Source organism: Sphingomonas insulae, assembly GCF_010450875.1.
Lineage (GTDB): Bacteria > Pseudomonadota > Alphaproteobacteria > Sphingomonadales > Sphingomonadaceae > Sphingomonas > Sphingomonas insulae.
Map to the genome: position 1 here is coordinate 1,105,245 of NZ_CP048422.1, position 21,115 is coordinate 1,126,359.

Here is a 21,115-nt window from a genome sequence, read left to right on the forward strand (position 1 = left end):
ACTGTCGCGTATGTTAAACGCCTTGCCGTCCTCGCCGACTTGCCGCAGAAGCAGCTTCGATGAGCGCCACAGCCGAATTCGAGCAGGACAGCGGCGGAACCCTTCGCTTTTCCGGTGACCTGCTGTTGCGGACGCTCGGCAAGTTGCCGGATCGGCTCGATTCGATCGATGGTCCGGTGCAGCGAATCGACCTCAGCGGGGTCGGGCGGATCGACACCGTCGGCGCCTGGGTCGTCCACCGGCTCGCGACGCGCCACGATGCGCAGATCGATGGTCTGGACGACGATGGCCGCTACCTGCTCGATCAGGTCGTTGCCGCGGATCAGCCGGTGGCGCTGCCGGATCGGCCGTCGAACGCCTTTGCCCGGTTGCTGGGTGAGATCGGCGATGCCGTCGTCATCACCTTCCGCACGCTCTATGGCCTGCTCGGGTTTCTCGGCGCGACGACGATCGCGTTCGTCAACGTCGTGCGCCATCCCAGCCGCTTCCGCTTCAACGCGACCGTCCACCGGTTCGAGGTCGTCGGCGTGCAGGCGCTCGCTATCGTCGGGTTGATGAGCTTCCTGATCGGCATCGTCATCGCGCAACAGGGCGCGGTACAGCTGCGCCAGTTCGGGGCGGAGGTGTTCACGATCAACCTCGTCGGGCGGCTGACGTTGCGCGAACTCGGGGTGCTGATGACCGCGATCATGGTCGCCGGCCGCTCCGGCTCCGCCTTTGCGGCGCAGCTCGGCACGATGAAGCTGACCGAGGAGATCGATGCGATGCGCACGATCGGAGTGTCGCCCATGGAGGCGCTGGTGCTGCCGCGCACGATCGCCGCGGTGCTGCTGATGCCGCTGCTCGGCTTCTATTCGTCGCTCATCGCGATCATCGGCGGTGGCCTTCTCGCCTGGGTGTCGCTCGACATCCCGCCGGTCACCTTCATCCAGCGCATTCGCGAAGTGGTGCCGATCACCGACCTCTACATCGGCCTTATCAAGGCGCCGGTGTTCGGGGCGATCATTGCCATCGCCGGTTGCTTCCAGGGCATGCTGGTCGAATCGGACGCGGAGCAGGTCGGGCTGCGCACCACCTCGGCGGTGGTGCAGGCGATCTTCCTCGTCATCGTGCTCGACGCCTTCTTCGCGGTGTTCTTCACCTGGGTGGGATGGAACTGATGCCCGCCTCCACCACCGATCGCGACGCCGACGAACATATCATCCAGGTCCGCGGCCTCAAGAACGCCTTCGGCGAACAGGTCATCCACGACGATCTCGACCTCGACGTTCGCCGGGGCGAGATCCTTGGCGTGGTCGGCGGCTCGGGCACCGGCAAATCGGTGCTGATGCGCTCGATCATCGGCCTCCAGACGCCGGTCGCGGGCGATATCACCGTCTTCGGCGAACCAACGGTCGGCCGGGAAGAGACCGAAGCGACCAACATCCGCAAGCGCTGGGGCGTGCTGTTCCAGGGCGGCGCCCTGTTCTCGACGCTGACCGTCTCCGAAAACGTGCAGGTGCCGCTGCGCGAATTCTACGGCGACATGAACCCGGCGCTGATGGCGGAGATCGCGGCGTACAAGGTCGTGATGACCGGCCTCAAGCCGGATGCCGGCCCGAAATTCCCGGCCGAATTGTCGGGCGGCATGAAGAAGCGTGCGGGGCTGGCGCGGGCGCTCGCGCTCGATCCCGAACTGCTGTTCCTCGACGAACCGACCGCCGGCCTCGATCCGATCGGCGCCGCCGCGTTCGACGACCTGACGAAGTCGCTGCAAAAGACGCTGGGGCTGACCGTCTTCCTCATCACCCACGATCTCGATACGCTCTACGCGATCTGCGACCGGGTGGCTGTGCTGGCGGACAAGAAAGTGATCGCGGTCGGCACGATCGACGAACTTCTCGCGCTCGACCACCCCTGGATCGAAGAATACTTCAAAGGCCCCCGCGGACGCGCCGCCGTGGCCACGAAGGATGCGCAGGCCGATGCGCATCCTACTGAAATCAAATCACGGCAGATCGCGGCAAGCCCGGCCGCCGCCACAGAACCGGCCGAACAGGCGAGGACCACCGACTGATGGAAACCCGTTCCAACCACGTGATCGTCGGCGCGGTCGTGCTGATCCTGCTCGCCGTCCTGGCGATATTCACCGTCTGGATCGCCCGTCTCGGCGGCGCGACCGAACGCGAATATGACATCTTCTTCAAGCAATCCGTCGATGGCCTCGCCAAAGGGTCGACGGTCACCTACTCGGGCGTCCCCACCGGGCAGGTGAAGACGATCGCGCTGTGGAAGCCCGATCCCCAATTCGTCCGCGTGCGCGTGACGGTCAACGATGATACGCCGATCCTGCAGGGGACGACGGCCACCATCCTCGGCAGCTTCACCGGCACCAGCACCGTTGCGCTCGACGGTGCGCGCAAGGGTGCGCCGCCGATCGTCTGCCCGGAACAGCCCGATGCGACGCAATGTCCCTATGGCGTTCCCGTGATCGCGACCAAGCAGGGGGGCATCGGTGCCATCCTGAACAGCGCGCCGCAGTTGCTCGAGCGCTTGTCGACACTGACCGAACGACTGACCGGCCTGCTTACCGATCGTAACCAGGCATCGATCGCCGGTATCCTCGACAACACCAACCGCCTGACCGACGCGCTCGCCGATCGCGGGCCGGAGATCGCGGCGACGCTGGCGCAGACGCGGATCGCGATCCAGCAGGCGGGCGATGCCGCACAATCGATCGGCAAGCTGGCCGACACGACCAACGGCGTGCTGGCGGACGACGTCAAGCCGACGATGCAGAACCTCAACAAGGCGATCGCATCGGCGCAGCAGAGCGCGGAGACGCTGAACTCGGCCATCCAGGATGCGCGTCCCGGCCTCCAGACCTTCTCGAAACAGACCATACCGGAAGCCAACCGGCTGGTCCGCGATCTGCGCGTCACCGCCACCGCGCTGTCGTCGATCGCGGACAAGGTCGACCAGGGCGGTGCCAGCTCGCTGATCGGCCAGCAGAAGCTCCCCGACTACAAGGGCAAGTGAGATCATGAAGACCAGGCTTCTCATCCTCGCCGCAAGCTTGCCGCTCGCCGGCTGCATCAGCTTCGGTGCCAAGCCGCCGCCCTCGCTGCTGACGCTGGAGGCGACCGCCGCCCCGGCGGTCGGTGCGGAACAGAATTCCGCGAAAACGCGGTCGATCACCATTCAGGTGCCATCGACGCCGACCTCGATCGCCGGTGCGCGCGTGCCGGTGCAGGCGACGCCGACGACGATCGCATACGTCAAGGATGCGCAATGGGCGGAACCGCCGGCGCGTCTGTTCGCGCGTCTGCTGTCCGATGCGGTATCGGCGCGCAGCAACATGGTCGTGCTGTCCACCGTCCAGTCGATCAGCGACCCCAGTGCGACGCTGACGGGCGAGTTGCGCCGCTTCGGACTGGACGCGACGGCGCGCGATGCGGTGGTGACCTATGATGCCGCGCTCACCCGCGCCGGCGGCGACACGGTGGAAAAGCGCCGGTTCGAGGCGCGGGTGCCGGTATCTGCTATCGACGCCACCAACGCCGGGACCGCACTCAGCCAGGCGGCCAACCGCGTCGCCGGCGATGTCGCCGCCTGGGTGGCGGCGCGCTGACGCTTACGGCGCCCGCCTGACCGCGGGCAGCACGTCGCACACGGCGGCACCACTCAGGCCGACCATCGGCGGCTTGGGGTGCTCGCGCCCGGCCACGGCGGCGGCGAAGCGCGGATTGTCCGCCGCGCGATACTGGAAATGCGGCCGGGTGGCGGCCGGTATGTCGCTCGCCAGCCGGACCGCCGTGATCGGCGTGCGTTCGCCGACGCTGGCATACATGCCCATTGCCGCGTCGCTCCTCGGCAGGGCGGACAGATATTGCATTCCATCGACGATCCGGCCGACGACGGTGTAATTGCGATCCAATCGCCGCGCGGACTGGCCGATCGGGGTGAACAACTCGGCGCCCGACCCGGTGCTCGGCAGGGCATCGCGCGCGACGCCGACCATGCCATAGCAATGCGTCAGCCACGCCTGCGCACCGTTCGTCGCCACCGGCCACCCGTCGGCGGTGATCCCCGACGCGGTCGAATAGCTGTCCGCCCTGCTCATCGACACGGCCGGCCGGAATGTCGGGACCTCGAATTCCGCGGCCGGGCGATCGGTGATCCCGGCGGGCAGCGGCTTCTTCTCGGTCGCATCGCCCCATTGCGCGACCCAATTTTCCTGCACCCGATACACGCTGGCGTCATCCCACCAGCGGGCGCGGGCCAGCGCGCGGATATTGCCGACGTGCTGCGGTGCCAGCGCAGCGGCCAGCCGGATCACGACCTGCCTGCCGTTGCCGAGCGTCACCACCAGCAGCTCATCGTCGGGGATCGCGCGCCAATCGGCCTCGATCGGGTCGCTCGGCGCAGCGGGGGGAGCGGTCTGCGCGAGGAGCGCGGCGGCGAAGAACATCACGGTCAGCATAGCAGCGCCAAGCTGGCCGATCCGGCCGACATGCGCAATCACTTGCGGTGCGCCCAAGGACAGGCTAGGCGCGCCACTTCCAGGACATGCGGAGCGGTGGCCGAGTGGTCGAAGGCGCTCGCCTGGAAAGTGAGTATACGCCAAAAGCGTATCGAGGGTTCGAATCCCTCCCGCTCCGCCACTTTTCAGTGATAAGCCGTTGCGATAAATCGAATGTCGGTCAGCAGACAAAGCGGTCACCACAACCCTGCCACTGGCTGTCGAGCATCGACGTGGGTTGTGTGAGACGTGCGTGCGGCACGCATGGATCACCGGATGCATAGGCTTGACGTCGATTATCAGCGATCACGGTGCGCGCGGCGGTAGGTTCATCTAACCTGGAGGAGTGGCCAATTCGGGTCCTGTTCCAAGCCTGCTGCGTCCCGCCCCGATTTCTGCAAGGCCCCGCACTGCCGTGAAGGGAGCGCAACACTTACGCGTTCCCCCGCGGCGACGGTCTCGCCCGGGCTGCGCATGAGCATGTCATGGCCCAAGTCGGGGTGGGCGCTTGGGGAATAGGGGCAATCACTGCCGTATCAGGCACAGTCCCTGCGCCTTAGCCGAACGCGGGGTACGGCGGCCGCCGCGAGGCAGACCGCCGCACCGGCGCCGACGCCGCGCCGGCTGACGTTGTCGGCCCCGCTTATGCCTTGGCGCTGCCCGGCTCAGCCATCTTGCGATGCTGTTCGGCGAGGATCGATCCGGGAATGACGTTGGCCAGCACCCCCTGTACCTTTGTCATGAAGCCCGAGAACACCGACGCCTTGCCGCTCATCAGCGCGTCCCAGCCGTCCTTGGCCACATCGGCCGGGTCGCGCTTGTTGGGATCGGTGCCGACCGAGGTGTCATTCATATCAGCGCGGTCGAAGAATTCGGTATCTACCGGGCCGGGCATCAGCGTCGTCAGCGTGACGCCGTCCGCCTCCTTGATCTCGTTACGCAGCGCTTCGGTGAAGCTGTCGATGAACGCCTTCGATCCGTTGTATACGGCTTGGAACGCGCCGGGGATGTACCCTGCGACCGAACCCGTAACGAGCACCTTACCATCGTTGCGCGCGACCATGGCGGGCATCACCTTCTGTAAAAGGTAAAGGGTGCCGGTAATGTTCGTGTCGATCACGTTGCGCCAGTCGTCGACCGCCTGGTCAAGGAAGCCGTGGCCGAGACCGTGACCCGCATTGGCGCACAGCACGTCGACTTTTCGTCCGTTGGTCGCGGCTAATAGCGTATCAACGCCCTCGATGGTCGAAAGGTCTGCCTCAACAGCAGTCACGTCGGTACCGAATTGCTTGAAGTCGGCAGCGGCGGATTGGATCAACGCTTCGTTGGCGACGACGAGGATGTCATAGCCGTCCTTAGCGGCAAGCGTTGCGAGTTCGAAGCCGATGCCTGTCGAGGCACCGGTGATGATTGCGAATTTGTCGGCCATTGTCTCAGATCCTCTCAATTGAAGCCGGGCTTGAGCACGACCTTGGTCACTTCGTTCTGGTTGTTCTTGAACATGTCATAACCCTTGGGGGCATCCTCCAGGTCCATCCGGTGCGAGATCAGGAAGGTCGTGTCGATTTTGCCCTCCATGATCGCGTTGAGCAGCGCGGGCATGTAATGTTGGACGTGCGTCTGCCCGGTCTTGAGCGTCAGCCCCTTCTCCATCAGCGCACCGAGTGGGAATTTATCGATGAACCCGCCATAGACTGCCGGCATCGATACGCGTCCGCCTTTGCGACAGGCGATGATCGCCTGGCGGATCGCATGCGCGCGATCGGTGCCGAGAAAGGTCGACGCCTTGATCTGGTCGACCACGTTGTCCACGAAGAATCCGTGCGCCTCCAGCCCGACGCTGTCGATCACCGCATCGGGACCGATCCCGCCGGTCATCACCATCAGCGCCTCGTAGACTGCGCTTTCCTCATAGTTGATCGTCTCCGCGCCGAACGTCTTCGCCAGCTTGAGGCGGCGCGGGAAATGGTCGATCGCGATGACGCGTTCGGCGCCCATCAGGAACGCCGACTGCACCGCAAACAATCCCACCGGGCCACAACCCCATACTGCCACCGTATCACCGGGCTCTATCTGTGCATTCTCGGCCGCCATCCAGCCGGTCGGCAGGATATCGGAGAGGAACAGCACCTTTTCGTCATCGACGCCGTCGGGGATCACGATCGGTCCCACGTCGCTGAACGGCACACGGACATATTCCGCCTGGCCGCCGGCATAGCCGCCGGTCATATGGCTGTAGCCGAACAGACCGCTCATCGGCTGGCCGTACAATTCCTGTGCGATGTCCTGATTGTCGGCCGGAAGGCCATTGTCGCACGCCGAATATTGATGTTTGCCGCAGTGATAGCAGCTGCCACACGCGATGGTGAACGGGACGACGACCTTCTGGCCTTTCGCCAGGGTCGACTTGGCACCGACCTCGACGACTTCGCCCATGAACTCGTGGCCGAGGATGTCACCTGCTTGCATCGTCGGTATATACCCGTCGTACAAATGCAGGTCGGAGCCGCAGATCGCGGTCGCGGTCACCTTGATGATGCAGTCGCGCGGATTGATGATTTCCGGGTCGTCGACGGTATCGACGCGAACGTCGTGTTTTCCGTGCCATGCCAGAGCGCGCATCAGGCCATCTCCTCTTCGCGTTGCTTGCGGGTCATCGCCGCGGTCGCGATCTCGCCGGTTTCCATCAACTGCTTGAAGCGTCGCAGGTCCCGACGTGCCTGGATTGCGGGTTCGCGCTGGAACATCTTGGCGATCAGCTTGCCAACGATGCCGGCGGGGGGATCATAGGCAATCGTCGCGGTGACGACGGTGCCGCGCAGGCCCGCGTCGCGAAACTCCACGCGACCGCTGTTGGCAACATCAGCCCCCGGTTCGGAGGTCCATGCCAGCGAGCGATTTGGCTCTTCCTCGGTGATGACCGCATCCCATTCGACGGTTTTGCCCGCCGGGGCCTTCACAACCCAGTGCGATCGCGTGGCGTCGAGCGTATCGATCCGTTCGACATTCTCCATGAAAGTCGGCAGGTTCGTGAAGTCGCGAAAATATGCGTACACTTCGTCTACGGGCCGGTTGATCGTGACCGCGCGTGCCACGATGGAGCTTCCCTTGCCCTCGGGCGTGCCGTTCGCGCCCAGTGCATCGCCGTGTTTCCACGTGCTGGGCGGCGCGTCGTCGCCATGGGGATCGGTGTCATTCATGTCGGATCTCCTGCCGGTTAGCAGCGGCGCCAGTCTTCAGACGCCACGCGGGGCCGGCGTGCAGGTGCAGTGGCCGGCTTCAACGCATTGGTTCACATCGACGAAAGCTCGCCGATATGGGTCTGCACGACCGGCGCGATGGCGGCCGCGGTCGTCTTGAGCGGCGCTGCCGTTCCGGTCTGCGAATAGGCCTCGTGCAGCGTCAGCGCGCGCTGATGCGCGGCCTTCTGCTGTTCGACGTACAGTCGATCGCGCGCAGTCCCGGTGGTGGCGCGCAAGGCCGCAATGTTCTTGGCACCCATTGCATCGAGCTTGGGCGGCGCGGGGTGCAGGTCAGCGCGCATCGCCGCAGCCTTGACATCCGCGGTCGACTTGGTGTGGTCGGCGACCATCATCGCTGCGAATGAACGTAGCTTGGCGTTCTTGGTCGAGGCGAGCAGCAAACGGCTGGATTGGATTTCATACTGATCGCCCGCTCCCGCCTTCATGACATAGGTCGGCGCCGTCATGGGGGCCTGTGCGACCGCCGCGACGGCAGGCAGTGCCAACATTGCTGTGAGCGCAAGAAACTTCGTCATGACAATCTCCTAGGTGCTGCGGCACGTACAACGCGCAACTGCAAGCCGAACCGGTGCAGGTGGGCAATGTTCCAGACATCCGGGTCATCACGATCTGGATCAGTTCGTTTGGTCCCTCGACAGACATGCCGCGCAGCTATCGGGACAGAGCGTGTGCCAGCCAGGCTTAGCCATTTGTGTGGCCCGAAGCTTGGATAGGGCACTCTTCCTTGCGGCAGCTGTCGCCGCGTTCCTGTTTTCCCATGAAAGGCGATGGTGGGGCATGGGCCAACAGCACCTCTGTCGGTCAATGAGACAGTCCACCCAGTCGTCATTTCGTCGATGCCGATGATGCTGACGGCGATTAACGTGCCAACCCCGCTGGCAAAGCTCTTCACGGATCAAAGGTATCGATACGTCCTGCCATGCGCGCGGTCAGACGCTGGCGCGGAAGGATGTCGCGGTACGGGCATCGGAAAGTGACAGCGAGACTGCGGCCTGCTCGAACCAGGGCGTGACGAGCAGATGCGGGACGGCAAGCGCGGCGATGCCGGCAAACAGCGGCCGCACCCCGGATGGGTCCCAGCGGAGCAGCAGGCCACCCGCCAGCACGACGAGGAATAGCGCGGCAACGAGCACCGGTGCCGTGGCACGTAGATAGGCGGCGGTGGTGGCGCAGCCGAGCCGGGCTCGGCGCTCGACCGTCTGGGGCACCGCGTGGAGGATCAGGAATCCGACCGAGAAGCCGACCAGCGGCGGCAACACGATCAGCGCGACGGTCCCCGCCAGCAAACGCGTGTCGCGACACCGCAACCCGCAGACCAAAAGCCAGGTCGCTGCCGCACCGCCGGCGACGGCCATGGCCGCAGCCATCGCCATCGCGCTGGTCGTCCCGGCAAGGCGAAGGATGTCGGCCAGCGCCTCCATGTGCAGCGTCGCGGGGGTGGCGACGAGGCTGATGCCACGCGCAACCCTTTCCAGCGGTCTGTCCTCGGGGGCATCCTCCAGCCCGAAGTGAACCGCGGAGGCGATCAGGAAGGCCGGGAGCGCGATGGCGGGATCGGCGACCCACCACCACAGGCAGGTCGCGCCGACGAGGCCGTACAATGCGATAAACGATGCGCGTCGCGCGGGCGCCACGATCGCGAGGTCGCTGGCACCATGCGCCATGCCGACCACCCCGATTGCGACGACGGCAAAGGCGAGCTGGACGGCCAGCCCGCCAAAGGCGGCGGCCGCGGCCACCGCCAGCAACACGCCCCAGCCGATGGCCGGAGCGCGCATCGTCACGACTGCGGACCGCGTACGTCGTCGTGCTGCGCCAGCGCCTTGTCGACGTTGGTCGCAGCATAGAAGGCATAAGCGACCTTCGCGACGACATCCATGACGAGGATCGCCCAGACCGATGTCGGATCGGTGATGACCTTCATCCCTTCCGGGCCGATCAGGAAGACGACCGGATACAGGAACCAGACGACGGTGAGGAAGGCGACGTTCTTGTTGTAGGCGGCCCCCAGCGCCGCACCACGGCTCATCGCCAGCGTGCGCAACGGACCCCACAGGAGATACAGGACGCCGAGGAACGCGGCGCACGACCAGGCATACCAGATCCACTTCGCCAGCGAGGGCGCGGCCAGCGACGAAACCAGGCCGGCGACGATCATCAACACGTCGAGGACGATGATCGCGGTGAGGTGTCCACCGACCTCGCCGGTGCGCCCACGCTCGTGGAAGGCGAGGAGGACGAGGCTGGACAGGAGGATCGGCGTCGTCACCGACCAGTCGAGATAGCGCGCGAGATAGGTGACCGAACCGTCGAGCTTGACCAGCGTCCCGATGCCGAAGGCCATGGCGAGATAGGCGGTCGCGGCGATAAACGGCACGCTGGCGTGCAGCAGCGTATGGTGGCCCGACGGGTGCGTCTTCTTGCCCGTCGCATATATCGCCAGCGAACCAAGCGACATGACGGTGAAGCCAAGGATGAAGGCAGTCTGATCCATGCGGGGATACCCCAATACGAGGGGACGACCCGGCGCCGACCCAATGGCAATAACACGGATTGTATCTTTTTGTGTCCACGACGATCGGTAGCGTGGCGAACATCGGCTGGGCGTCGTCCATTCCCTTTCCAGGGCAATGATCGCGGCACACACGCGTCACCGTCGACCAAGGTGCGCCCTCCACAACTGCCTCCGCGCCCGCGTCCCACATCCCCTTTTTGCGACGCCGGTTTCTACGATGGGGTGGGCTGGCAAGCCTTCCGGCGCGCGCCACCCGCGTCTGGCGAGGCGGTCGCCGCGCTAATAATCGGTTAGGCGCCGCCAGGCGACGATTGCGGCGGCACTGGGATGCGGCTGCGCGAAGACGGCCGATACGCCGAAGATGAGACGTTCGGCACGGGGACATTGCACGGGGACTGCCCCGGGATCGATGACGGCGACCAGACGATCGCGGGGCACATCACAGGCATATCCAGGGATCGCCTCGCCATAGCGTGGATGGGCGGCGCGGAGACAATGCTCACCCGATGCACAGACCCGAACATGTCGAACCGGTGAGGCCCGGCGTTCGAAGCCGGCACGAGCAGCAGCGCAACGATCCGACGTTACGACCCCAAGGCGAGTTTCACGCCGATGGCGCGCGGTCAGGGCATTTTGTTCGTTTCCGGTCGCCCGGCGCGGGCACGGGCATCGGCTGCTCCTGGTCCGGGCGCAGGGGCAAGGTACGACGGACCGCTGCGTGGCAAATCGGCAACACCGCTACTGAATCAGCCCTATCGGAACAGGAAGGGTTTATCACAAAACTGAAATCGGCAACATTGCTGCCACATCACCGCGCAGGTGCAGGCACACAGGGGTTGTTTCATGATCAGATATTTAACGGCGACGGCGTTGGTGAGCACGCTCGGCCTGCTTTCCACTGGCGCAGTGGCGCAGAATACCGGTGCCCCTGCGCCCGGCGCACAGCAGGGCAGCAGCGTTCCCAACCCGGAAGGAAGTACGCCGATCGGCGGCGATCAGTCCTCGACGACGGATGCGGGGCCGGGTGCCAACGATGGGGATATCGTCGTCACGGGCTCCCGCATCCGGCGGCCCAACCTCGAATCGACAGTTCCCATCGCGTCCGTACGCCCGCAGGATATCTATAGCCGCGCCGACCCCAATCTTGGCGAAACGCTCAACGACCTTCCCCAGCTGCGCAGCACGTTCTCGCAGCAGAACCCCGGATCCGGCATCGGTATTGCCGGTCTCAATCTGCTCGATCTGCGTGGATTGGGGGTGCAGCGCACACTGGTCCTGGTGAACGGTCGCCGGCATGTCGCGTCCGATATCCAGAACACGGCTGCTGCGGTCGATATCAACACGATCCCGACCGACCTGATCGAGCGGGTCGATGTCGTCACCGGGGGCAACTCCGCCGTTTACGGATCGGATGCGATCGCGGGTGTGGTCAACTTCGTTCTCAAAACGAACTTCGACGGTCTTCAGCTGCGCGCGGGCGATAGCATCCCCGAATATAAGGCCGGCGGAAACCGCTACCTTTCGGCTATCGCAGGCAAGAATTTCGCCGACGGCCGGGGCAACCTGACCGCCTCACTTGAATATTCGAAGCAGGACCGTCTGTTTGCATCGAGTATCCCCTTCCTGCGGCGGGCCGACGGATTCGTGACCAACGATACCGATGGCGCCGGATTGACCAACGGAAGCGACGGTATCTTCGATACCGTGTTCGCGCAGAACATCCGTTCGTCGACGATTGCCCGCTATGGCCTGGTTCCCGTCGTGCAGACCCGCAATGCGGCTGCGCCCTGCGGAACCGGTATTCCGAGCGGTAGTGGCACCCGGACAAACTACAATTGCAATTACATCTTCGATTCCCAGGGCAATCTGGCGCTTCAGACAGGCAACCGCATCAGCACGGGGCCGACCGGGACGTTCCTGGGCGGAAACGGCGATAACAACCGCGAAGACCGCCTGCTGTCGGTGCTGCCGAAGAACGAGCGGTTCTCGGCGAACATCCTGGGCCATTTCAAGGCCAGCGATGCTGCCGACTTCTTCGTCGAGGCGAAGTACGCGCGGGCCCATACCGTCGGTGCCAATTCCGGCCCGGCCTTCAACCAGGGCTTCAACCAGACGTTTGCCGACTATCGCGCCAATTACCGGCTCGATAATCCGTTCCTGAGCACGTCGGCGCGGACCACGCTGACGAATGCCATCCTCGCGTCGGGCAGCAACACGAGCCTTACGGGTAGCGGCGGCGCGCTGACCGCTGCCGATCGGGCCGCCATTGCGAACGGTAGCTATCGCTTCACGGTCGCCCGCAACTTCACCGACCTTGGCATTCGTGATGAGGATACGGTCCGCGAGGTGTACCGCGTGGTGCTCGGCGTTCGCGGCGACGTCACCCCGCACGTGAACTATGAGGTGTCGGGAAATTACGGTCGCGCCAACCAGCGGATCACGATCCTCGGCAACGTCAATCAGCAACGTTTGCTGCTTGCGCAGGATGCCGGAATCGACCCCAACAATCCGGGTCTCGGCATTCAATGCCGTTCGAAGTTCGATCCTGCTGCGCGAGGGATCATCGCAGACCTCGACGGCAATCCTGCGGCTGCTGCCCGGCTTGCAAGCGATATCGCCGCCTGCGTACCCTATAACGCGTTCGGGGGGCTCGATAACAGCGCTTCCAGGGATTACATCGTCAGCAATTCGGGCAGCCGCGGCCGTCTGGAACAATATAACGCGACCGCCTTCGTCAACGTGGACAGCGGTGGGTTCTTCAACCTCCCCGGTGGCGCAGTGGCGGTCGTGGTGGGCGGTGAATACCGGCGCGAAAAAGCTCGCTTCGTCGCGGACCAGGATGTGCAGGATGGCTTGACGTTCCTCAACGCCCTGCAGACCTTCACGCCACCCGCTCTCGAAGTCGCGGAAGGTTTCGGCGAGCTGAATATCCCGATCCTGAAGGACATGCCGTTTTTCCAGAGCCTGAGCCTGAGCGGTGCGGCCCGCTATTCGCACTATAACTCTGCTTATGGTTCGACCGGCGGGGTGTGGGCGTGGAATTTTGGCGGAGAATGGTCGCCGATCAGGGACATCCGCTTCCGCGCCAATTACGGCAAGGCCGTGCGCGCGCCAAACTATACGGATACCGCGACTCCGTCGAACCAGGACTTTGCGCCCGGGTTCCTTGACCCGTGCAACTCCGGTCGCATCGGGGCCGGTACGCCGCAGCGCCAGGGGAATTGTCAGGCGGATCTCGGCGCGCTCCTCAACAACGCCGATTTCCAGGGTTTGACCAACCTTGGTTATTCGCTGGAGCTGGTCAGCGGCAGCAATCCCAACCTTCGTCAGGAAACCTCCAAGTCGTTGACTGTGGGTGCCGTATTGACGCCGCGTTTCCTTCCTGGCTTCGATCTCACGGTCGATTATTTCGATATCGATGTCAGCAACGTCATCACGGCCGCGTCGGCGCAGCAGATCGTCGATCTCTGCTACGATAATCGCCAGTTCTGCGACCTCTTCCAGCGGTATACCGGCACGGGCACTGGCCCTAACGGCGAGGTGCCCGGGCAGATTCTGCAGGGATCGCTTCTTCAGTCGAGCTTGAACTTCGCTTCTTTGAAGCGGCGTGGCATCGACGTTCAGGCAAACTACAACCATCAGATTGCGGATGATGTGCGCTTGAACCTGCGTGGATATTACACCCATCAGCTGAGGAACAGCAACTTCACCGATCCGACCCGGCCGAACTTCGAAACCCGCCTGCTTAATCAGCTGGGGGATCCGAAGGACGAATTCACGTTCAACGCGGATGTGAGCATGGGTAAATTCACCCTTGGCTATGGGATGCATTACATCGGCCCGATGCTGACCACGGCCTATGCGAACATCTACCCGATCAACGGCAATCCTCCGCTGAACGAGGATGTGATTTCGATCCGCAATTATCCGGACGTGTTCTATCACAATGTGCGCGCTTCGGTTCAGATCGGCGCCACGACGGAAACCAAAAAGGGGATGGAATGGTTCGTAGGTGTCGACAACGTCGGCAACCGTAAGCCGCCGCTGGGCTCGACCGGTACGGGTGCCGGCAGCGCCATCTACGAAATCCTCGGCCGCAGCTTCTTCACCGGGGTTCGCGCAACGTTCTGATGACCTTGTCGTGGATCGCCGTGACGGCGATCCACGATGCTATGTTGGTGCTGGCATGGCTGATCCTGTTCAACACGCTCGACAGATTGCGCGTGCAGGACACGGACCTGCCGCAGTTGCGCTGCTCGAAGACGCGGGCAGGCGAGGGAACAGCACCGCTTTTGCCGAACTTGCGGCCTGGCTGCTGCGCGGTGACATCATTCCGAGAGATGTATCTCGGGCCCGATCGACACTGCGCCAGGCTGTCGAAATCGGCCACGTCGATGCCGCCCTGCTGGAGGTGGCGCTGACGGCAAATGGTACGGGGGCGCCGGCTGACTGGCGTGGGGCCTTCTCCCTCCTCGCCGTTGCTGCGCGCAACGATCCGGTTGCCGCGCAGCAACTGGCACTGGTCCGGGCTATGAAGCTGGACGACGCCGGCTACCCTTCAACCGCGTTCGACATCGAGGTGCTTTCGGCAGAGCCTTATATCGCCGTGTGCCGGGGGGCATTGTCAGCGCAGGAAAGCTTGCATCTCGCCGCCATCGCGAACCCTCTGCTTGAGCCCAGCGTAGTTGTAGATCCGGTAACGCGCAGGCCGGTTGCGCATCCCGTCAGAAGCTCGTTCAACGCAACGATCGGGCCAGCGCAGGAAACCTTGCCGATCGCTGCATTCAGCCGCCGGCTCGAGGTGCTCACGAACACACCCCTGGGCAATGGCGAGCCATTGCAGATTTTGCGCTACACCGTTGGGCAAGAGTATAAACTGCACTCGGACGCGATCCCCGGCGAGCCCAATCAGCGGACCGTGACCGCTATAACATATATGAACGATGGCTATGACGGAGGCGAAACCTACTTCCCGTCCCAACAGATCGTCGTCACGCCCCGGGCAGGGGATATCCTGATTTTCCATAACACAACGGCAGATGGTGTCGCCGATCCCCGTAGCCGGCATGCAGGGCTACCGGTGACCAAAGGTGTAAAGTGGATCGCAACCAAGTGGTTACGCAATTCCCGATACAATCCATGGGACAGCTAGAACCGTCACGGCATTTATAGACGTGGCGCCTGTTCATGGCAGGCTTGCTACTAAAGCCTTAAGGCATACCGATCTTTTCAAATGGTTCGTCGCCTGATCCGGATCGACGTTCTGTAGAATTTGACCGTTCGATGGGCGGCCGACGCCTCACCAACAACAATGCTATGGGTTTTACCGTTGTGAAGAATTTTGCTTGAACGTGCCCGCGGAACAAGCCCGCACGCTTCGTCAGGGGGCTAGCGCTTTATGGAACTGCCTCGATAGCATTCAGCGTCGAACGGCTGGCTGACTGGCACGGCCATTCGCGTCAGCGGCGGTGCTGGTCGCTGCGTCGATCTCAGCCCACTCCGCTTCCGTGTGACATACCCGAACTTTGAAGCGGCTGCCGGTAGGATTGGTCTGACGGCAGACCTGCTTTTGCTTTTCCGGCTTGGTATCCTGAGCGGGTGCAACGCCAGGAATCGCAATGGTAATAACTGCCGCTGCTGCAAGAATAAGATTCATGACCTGTCCGACTCCTTACGCGAGCGACAGGATAACGGCAGGCCGTGCGATTGCAAAAGCATTCGCGGCAGGAACGCGTCCGGGTAACCTTCAAGGAAGCGCCGGCCATCCGAATGACGAAGGTGATATGCGACGGCTGTCGGGTCATTCGCCGCGATCGGCGAGCAGTGCGAATGCACCGCCCGACCCTTGTTGACCTCGATGTGCCGGGATCGCCGGAAATCGGACGCCGGTAGGATAACCGATAGCGAACAGCCATCGGCCGTTCCGACCACGGAAGCGAGCGATGCAGCGCTGCCGGGAGAATGCGGACGCTGCACGGATGCGCTGCACTGCGTAACGGCGGCCCCGGCGTCCCCCTTTCGGGCAGGCATCACGAGATGGTTGCGGCGGGCGCTCAGATACTTCGGGAGCGCGAATGAATGCGGTTATCCATTGGATAAACCCGTGCCGACCCCATACGATCTCCTCAAGCTGCTTGGCGTCCCATCGGACCATCAATCGCCATCCGCGTTGCGTACCCGCCGCCTGCACGAATATGTAAACGCGCGCCTGACCGCCCGCACCCCCGGCGTGGCGCTAGCCGCCCGGCCGATAGCGCCGTTCGACATGACCCTTCAGGTCGTCGGGATAGAAATAGACCGGGCGAAGCCTGCCTTGCGCATAGCGCGCGGTCTGGTCGGCGAAATGGCGCGATGTCGCATCGCCGCTCTGGCCGCCGGCCATCACCGCCATCGCCTTCACCCGCGGACCGAATTCGACGATGGCGACGAAGCTGTTGCCGCTGGTGCCGTAGTAGCGTTTCGTCCCCGGCCACGGCTTTGCGCCGAACGAGGCCAGGCTGCCCCATTGCGCCGAGGTGAAGGGCACCGGCAGGGACGGCTTTGCATCGTCGAAATGCGGCGCGATCGCATCGTCGATCCGCTGGAACCGGTTGATCGTTCCCCATGGCACGCGCCAGTCGCCGAAATCGCGGCTCAGCTGGTCGACCGCGGCGGACAGTGCGGCAAGCCTCGCGTCCGCGCCGACACGGGTGGCGATATAGTCGGGGACGTTCAGCCGTTCGGCTTGCGCGAAGCTGCCGACCTCACGCCACAGATGGTCGCCCCAGAACACGGCAAGGCTGGTCGCTGCCGAACCCTGGCTCCAGCGATAGTCCCAGCCCTTCAGCAAGGCGATCGGGGCGGCCAGCGCCGCCCGGCGCGGATCGCGGGCGGGCAGGGCATCCCATGCCCCGACCAGGCCGGGCAGCAATCGTGCGAAGGCGGGCAGATAGGGATCGAACGCGGCGGCGCGGAGCGTGTCGGGCGTCCAGCCGGTCTTGCCCGTCAGCAACAGGTCGGCATGCACGCCGCGCGCGTTGCCGCCGACCTGATCCATGTATCGCGGATAGTCCTTGGCCCGCGGACTGCCGGGGCCGGCCGCGCTCCATGGCCAATCGTTGGTATTGTGCACCCATCCGGTACGCGGGGCGGCGACGCTCGGCAGGCTGGCAAGGCTGTGCAGACCGTGCCAGTCGGTCGCCGGATCGCTGCCGTCGACGGGGCGGGTATAGTCGAACCGGTCGCTGCGCACCGGCATGAACTGCGGCATCAGGAACGCGATCTCGCCCGTGTCGTCGGCGAACAGCGTGTCGTTGGACGCATTCGCCTTGCGCTCGGCGACCGCCATATAGCTGGCAAGATCGCGCGCCTTGGTCCGCAGATAGCTCTGTTCCAGGGCGGGGACGGGCCGCCACATCAGGGCGGTCGCGATCCAGCGCCCCGCCTTCATCGCGACGATCGGGCCGTGATGCGTGCGATAGGTGGTGACGCGCCGCGCCGCCATCGCGCCGTCGGCCTTCCGATAGCGCAGCGTGAGCGTGCGCGTCGCGACCGGACGCTGCTGCGTGCCGTAGCGGTAGACATAGCCCGCGCCCCGCCGCCCGATCCGCTCGGCGAATTCATCGACATTGTCGACGGTCGACGAGGTGTGCATCCATCCGGCCCTGGGGTTGAAGCCCTGATAGATGAAGAACTGGCCCCAGGTGCTCGCGCCATAGGCGTTGAGGCCTTCGGCGCTCGTCATCTGCGCCTCGGACCGGAAATAGAAGCTGGTGTGCGGGTTGATCAGCAGCAGCGCCTTGCCGTTCGCGGTCAGGCGCGGCGCGATGGCGATGCCGTTCGATCCCGACGGCTCGCGCGGCACCATGCCCAGCTCCGCGGGCGTGGGCGGGGTGGGCGTGCCGTAGAAGATTTTCAGATCGCTGAGCGATATCCGCTCGATATCGCCGCCGATGCTGCCCTCGGTGAAGCTGAGCGCCATCCACGGTTCGAAGCGGGTCAGGACTTTGGGCCTGGTCTGCGGATGGGTCGCCAGATAGTAATTCAGCCCGTCGGCCCAGGCCTGCATCAGCGTGCGCAACCAGGCCGGGCTGGCGGCATAGTCGGCCTGCAGCGCGGCGGGATCGACGAACAGCCGTTGGCGCAGATCGGCCCAGATCGCATCCTCGCCATAAGCCTCCGCCGTCCGGCCGAGCGCGGCGAGGTAATTGGCCTCGATCCGGGGAAAGTCGTCCTCGGCCTGCGCATACATCAGGCCGAACACCGCATCGGCATCCGTCTGCCCCTGGATATGCGGGATGCCCCAATCGTCGCGCGTGATGGTGACGCGCGCGGCCTGCGCCTGCCAGCGTGTCGCGGGCGGCGGCGCGGACGTGGGGGCCATCGTCAGCAGGGCCAGCAGGATCACCGGATTGCGCGCGCACCGAAGGACCTTATCCATGCGAGGCAGCCTAGGGCGGGACAAGGGGAAAGACCATGCATCGGCAAACGATCACCGGGCTGATGCCGGCATGAACCTGCGCCATATCGAGGTGTTCCACGCGGTCTATGCCAATGGGTCGGTCAGTGCCGCGGCGCGGGCGCTCAACGTCTCGCAACCCTCGGTCACCAAGGTGTTGCAGCATGCCGAGACGTTGCTCGGCTTCGCGCTGTTCGAACGGACGCGGGGGCGGCTGGTGCCCACCCAGGAGGCGCACGCGCTGTTCAACGACGTGGCCGACATCCAGGAACGCGTCTACCAGCTGCGCAAGGCGAGCCAGAACGTGAAGCGCGGCCGCGGCGCGATGCTGCGGATCTCGACGTTGCCTTCGCTCGGGCTCGGCGCGCTGCCCGAGGCGGTTTCGCGGTTCCTCGCCGCGCAACCGGGCGTCGGGTTCGAGCTGCACACGGTCCACCACGACGACATGGTCCGCAAGCTGTACGAGCGCGAGACCGATATCGTCATCAGTTACGAGGTGCCGCGCGCCGCCGCGGTGGCGAGCCGCAGGCTGGGGCGCGGCGAGATGGTCGCGATGTTCCGGACCGCCGATTTCCCCGACGCCTCCGCCCGGCTGACGCTCGACCAGCTGCGCGGCCGGCCGTTCATCACCACCGTCGAGAGCGGGCCGCAGGGGCGTGCGCTGTCGGCGGAGATGGCGCGGCTCGACGTCGTGCTCGACGAGGTCGTCGCGTCGCGCACGTTCTTCGTGGCGGCCGCCCTGGTCCGGGCGGGCGTCGGCCTGACCATCGTCGATAGCTTCACCGCACAGGCGTCGCTGACCCCGGACCTGTCGATCCGGCCGCTGGACCCGCCAATCGGGTTCGACGTCCATGCCGTATATCTGGAAAGCCGGCCGCTGGGAAAACTCGCCGACCAGTTCCTGAAACATCTCGCACAGGGGCTGCACGCATAGCTCGACGTTATGGGTCACGTCGCGCTCGGTATGGGACGGCCCCGCTCGCCCGCGTATGATCCCGCCGTCTGCTATGAAAGTGCGCGCGTGATCGTCGGCCCCTTCCTGCTGTATATCGGCCGCATCGCCAATCCGCTCGACATCAAGACCTCGCGCGGCATGGCGGTGTTCCGGCGTGAGGATTGCGTCGGCGAATTCCGCCATGACGATGGTCCGTTGACGCTGGGCCTGCCGCGGTTCGATTTTGCGGAGGCGGTCGCGGCAGGGGCGCGAACGCTGATCCTCGGCGTCGCGGCGGCGGGCGGGCGCATGGATGCGACGATGATCGCCGACGTCGTCGCCGCCCTTGACGCGGGTCTCGACGTCGCGGCCGGACTGCACCAGCGGCTGCGCGATGCGCCTGCCATCGCGGCCGCGGCGCAGGCGGGCGGGCGGAAGCTGTACGACGTCCGCGACCCTGCCGCGCCGCCGCAGGTCGGCACCGGCCAGCCGCGGGCAGGGCGTCGGCTGCTGACGGTCGGCACCGATTGCGCGGTCGGCAAGATGTACACCGCGCTGCACCTGACGGCGGGCCTGCGCTCGCGCGGCGTCGCGGCCGACTTCCGCGCGACCGGGCAGACGGGGATCATGATCGCCGGGGCGGGCGTGCCGATCGACGCGGTCGTCGCCGATTTCCTGTCGGGCGCGGTCGAATGGCTGTCGCCCGCGCGCCACGATAACGGCTGGGACGTGATCGAGGGGCAGGGGTCGCTGTTCCACCCGTCGTTCGCCGGCGTTTCGACCGGTCTTCTCCACGGCGCGCAGCCCGACGCGGTGGTGCTGTGCCATGATCCGCTGCGCACGCATCTGCGCGGACTGCCGCACATGCCCGTGCCCGATATTGTTATGTGCCTCGACCGCAATCTGGCGGTCGCGCGGCTGACCAACCCCATGGTGCAGGCCGTCGGCGTCTCGCTCAACACCGCACGCATGGCAGCGCCTGATGCCCTGGCATTGTGTGGCGCGATCGCGGATCGCACCGGGCTTCCCTGCGTCGATCCCGTGACGACGGGTGTCGCGCCGATCCTCGACCGCCTGTCCGCGCGCGCCATCGCTGCCTGAGCGCGCTCGGCAAGCGGTGCGCGGCCCTTCGGCATCGTCCAAGGCGGGATGCATCGTCGCATCGTCGCCATATGTACGGCTCGCGTACCGTCGATGATCCGTCGTCACCGATACAGGTTCGGGCGGGCGGCATCGCCGTCCGGCGTCGACCGCGTCCCTGACCCATGCTGCGCACCGCCCCCAAAATCGATAGCTTTGGGTTATGGGTTGGCAAAGCATTGCGATGGCCGTGGCGGGTTTCCATGCATGCGCTTTGCCGTCATCATCTTGCAACAAGATAAGGAAAGGGCGCGGGTCCGCGATCGAAACGATCGATCGACGGATGTCTTAAGACATAACCGACGCATCATCCGGTCCCGGGAAG

At 64.7% G+C, this 21,115-nt stretch carries 17 protein-coding genes and 1 tRNA gene; 9 read left to right on the forward strand and 9 right to left on the reverse strand.

Annotation, left to right across the window (positions count from 1 at the left end):
- Positions 1-59 precede the first annotated feature (59 nt).
- The 4 genes from GTH33_RS06910 to GTH33_RS06925 are packed head-to-tail and all read left to right on the forward strand — an operon-like array spanning position 60 to position 3,610.
- On the forward strand, positions 60-1,160 hold the full coding sequence (locus tag GTH33_RS06910) for an ABC transporter permease (RefSeq protein WP_163957787.1): 1,101 nt from the start codon (positions 60-62) through the stop codon (positions 1,158-1,160).
- On the forward strand, positions 1,160-2,056 hold the full coding sequence (locus GTH33_RS06915) for an ABC transporter ATP-binding protein (RefSeq protein ID WP_163957788.1): 897 nt from the start codon (positions 1,160-1,162) through the stop codon (positions 2,054-2,056). Before GTH33_RS06910 ends, GTH33_RS06915 begins: the two co-directional genes overlap by 1 nt.
- Positions 2,056-3,018: an MlaD family protein gene (locus GTH33_RS06920; protein WP_163957789.1), complete on the forward strand. Its 963-nt coding sequence runs from the start codon at positions 2,056-2,058 to the stop codon at positions 3,016-3,018. Before GTH33_RS06915 ends, GTH33_RS06920 begins: the two co-directional genes overlap by 1 nt.
- 4 nt (positions 3,019-3,022) lie before the next feature.
- Complete coding sequence (locus GTH33_RS06925) at positions 3,023-3,610, forward strand: ABC-type transport auxiliary lipoprotein family protein (RefSeq protein WP_163957790.1); 588 nt, start codon at positions 3,023-3,025, stop codon at positions 3,608-3,610.
- Between the two features lie 3 nt (positions 3,611-3,613).
- Here GTH33_RS06925 and GTH33_RS06930 read toward each other — a convergent pair whose 3' ends face one another.
- A complete protein-coding gene (locus GTH33_RS06930; protein WP_249055025.1) occupies positions 3,614-4,504 on the reverse strand; it encodes a peptidylprolyl isomerase in 891 nt (296 codons plus the stop codon).
- Between the two features lie 48 nt (positions 4,505-4,552).
- Between GTH33_RS06930 and GTH33_RS06935 the strand changes: the two genes are divergently transcribed.
- Positions 4,553-4,643, forward strand: a tRNA-Ser gene (locus tag GTH33_RS06935).
- A 501-nt stretch (positions 4,644-5,144) separates the two neighbouring features.
- Here GTH33_RS06935 and GTH33_RS06940 read toward each other — a convergent pair.
- From GTH33_RS06940 to GTH33_RS06965, 6 genes are all read right to left on the reverse strand, one after another.
- Positions 5,145-5,930: an SDR family NAD(P)-dependent oxidoreductase gene (locus GTH33_RS06940; protein ID WP_163957791.1), complete on the reverse strand. Its 786-nt coding sequence runs from the start codon at positions 5,928-5,930 to the stop codon at positions 5,145-5,147.
- Between the two features lie 14 nt (positions 5,931-5,944).
- Positions 5,945-7,123 carry a zinc-dependent alcohol dehydrogenase gene (locus tag GTH33_RS06945; protein ID WP_163957792.1) on the reverse strand — a complete coding sequence of 393 codons (1,179 nt, stop codon included), beginning with the start codon at positions 7,121-7,123 and terminating at the stop codon, positions 5,945-5,947.
- Positions 7,123-7,701 (reverse strand): SRPBCC family protein, encoded by a 579-nt coding sequence (locus GTH33_RS06950; protein ID WP_163957793.1) that lies wholly within the window; start codon positions 7,699-7,701, stop codon positions 7,123-7,125. Before GTH33_RS06950 ends, GTH33_RS06945 begins: the two co-directional genes overlap by 1 nt.
- 92 nt (positions 7,702-7,793) lie before the next feature.
- Positions 7,794-8,279 (reverse strand): DUF4142 domain-containing protein, encoded by a 486-nt coding sequence (locus GTH33_RS06955; protein WP_243848511.1) that lies wholly within the window; start codon positions 8,277-8,279, stop codon positions 7,794-7,796.
- Between the two features lie 414 nt (positions 8,280-8,693).
- Positions 8,694-9,542 (reverse strand): Brp/Blh family beta-carotene 15,15'-dioxygenase, encoded by an 849-nt coding sequence (locus tag GTH33_RS06960; protein WP_163957794.1) that lies wholly within the window; start codon positions 9,540-9,542, stop codon positions 8,694-8,696.
- A gap of 2 nt (positions 9,543-9,544) precedes the next feature.
- On the reverse strand, positions 9,545-10,258 hold the full coding sequence (locus GTH33_RS06965; RefSeq protein ID WP_163957795.1) for a bacteriorhodopsin: 714 nt from the start codon (positions 10,256-10,258) through the stop codon (positions 9,545-9,547).
- Between the two features lie 864 nt (positions 10,259-11,122).
- On the opposite strand from GTH33_RS06965, the gene GTH33_RS06970 reads away from it, so the two are divergent.
- Positions 11,123-14,410: a TonB-dependent receptor domain-containing protein gene (locus tag GTH33_RS06970; RefSeq protein ID WP_163957796.1), complete on the forward strand. Its 3,288-nt coding sequence runs from the start codon at positions 11,123-11,125 to the stop codon at positions 14,408-14,410.
- A gap of 55 nt (positions 14,411-14,465) precedes the next feature.
- Complete coding sequence (locus tag GTH33_RS06975) at positions 14,466-15,431, forward strand: 2OG-Fe(II) oxygenase (RefSeq protein ID WP_163957797.1); 966 nt, start codon at positions 14,466-14,468, stop codon at positions 15,429-15,431.
- A 267-nt stretch (positions 15,432-15,698) separates the two neighbouring features.
- On the opposite strand, the gene GTH33_RS06980 is transcribed toward GTH33_RS06975, so the two are convergent.
- Entirely contained in the window at positions 15,699-15,935 is a 237-nt protein-coding gene (locus GTH33_RS06980; RefSeq protein ID WP_163957798.1) for a hypothetical protein, read from the reverse strand.
- A 579-nt stretch (positions 15,936-16,514) separates the two neighbouring features.
- Positions 16,515-18,698: a penicillin acylase family protein gene (locus GTH33_RS06985; RefSeq protein WP_163957799.1), complete on the reverse strand. Its 2,184-nt coding sequence runs from the start codon at positions 18,696-18,698 to the stop codon at positions 16,515-16,517.
- Between GTH33_RS06985 and GTH33_RS06990 the strand changes: the two genes are divergently transcribed.
- Positions 18,697-19,650, forward strand: a complete 954-nt coding sequence (locus GTH33_RS06990; protein WP_338054405.1) for a LysR family transcriptional regulator — start codon at positions 18,697-18,699, stop codon at positions 19,648-19,650. The genes GTH33_RS06985 and GTH33_RS06990 overlap by 2 nt on opposite strands.
- Positions 19,651-19,737: 87 nt before the next feature.
- On the forward strand, positions 19,738-20,751 hold the full coding sequence (gene dgcN / locus GTH33_RS06995; protein ID WP_212592682.1) for an N-acetyltransferase DgcN: 1,014 nt from the start codon (positions 19,738-19,740) through the stop codon (positions 20,749-20,751).
- Positions 20,752-21,115: the final 364 nt, after the last annotated feature.

Coding starts and splice junctions, on each gene's coding strand:
- GTH33_RS06910 (WP_163957787.1), top strand. CDS start 60: ATGAGCGCCACAGCCGAATTCGAGCAGGACAGCGGCGGAACCCTTCGC.
- GTH33_RS06915 (WP_163957788.1), top strand. CDS start 1,160: ATGCCCGCCTCCACCACCGATCGCGACGCCGACGAACATATCATCCAG.
- GTH33_RS06920 (WP_163957789.1), top strand. CDS start 2,056: ATGGAAACCCGTTCCAACCACGTGATCGTCGGCGCGGTCGTGCTGATC.
- GTH33_RS06925 (WP_163957790.1), top strand. CDS start 3,023: ATGAAGACCAGGCTTCTCATCCTCGCCGCAAGCTTGCCGCTCGCCGGC.
- GTH33_RS06940 (WP_163957791.1), bottom strand. CDS start 5,930: ATGGCCGACAAATTCGCAATCATCACCGGTGCCTCGACAGGCATCGGC.
- GTH33_RS06945 (WP_163957792.1), bottom strand. CDS start 7,123: ATGCGCGCTCTGGCATGGCACGGAAAACACGACGTTCGCGTCGATACC.
- GTH33_RS06950 (WP_163957793.1), bottom strand. CDS start 7,701: ATGAATGACACCGATCCCCATGGCGACGACGCGCCGCCCAGCACGTGG.
- GTH33_RS06955 (WP_243848511.1), bottom strand. CDS start 8,279: ATGACGAAGTTTCTTGCGCTCACAGCAATGTTGGCACTGCCTGCCGTC.
- GTH33_RS06960 (WP_163957794.1), bottom strand. CDS start 9,542: ATGCGCGCTCCGGCCATCGGCTGGGGCGTGTTGCTGGCGGTGGCCGCG.
- GTH33_RS06965 (WP_163957795.1), bottom strand. CDS start 10,258: ATGGATCAGACTGCCTTCATCCTTGGCTTCACCGTCATGTCGCTTGGT.
- GTH33_RS06970 (WP_163957796.1), top strand. CDS start 11,123: ATGATCAGATATTTAACGGCGACGGCGTTGGTGAGCACGCTCGGCCTG.
- GTH33_RS06975 (WP_163957797.1), top strand. CDS start 14,466: ATGGCTGATCCTGTTCAACACGCTCGACAGATTGCGCGTGCAGGACAC.
- GTH33_RS06980 (WP_163957798.1), bottom strand. CDS start 15,935: ATGAATCTTATTCTTGCAGCAGCGGCAGTTATTACCATTGCGATTCCT.
- GTH33_RS06990 (WP_338054405.1), top strand. CDS start 18,697: ATGCGAGGCAGCCTAGGGCGGGACAAGGGGAAAGACCATGCATCGGCA.
- GTH33_RS06985 (WP_163957799.1), bottom strand. CDS start 18,698: ATGGATAAGGTCCTTCGGTGCGCGCGCAATCCGGTGATCCTGCTGGCC.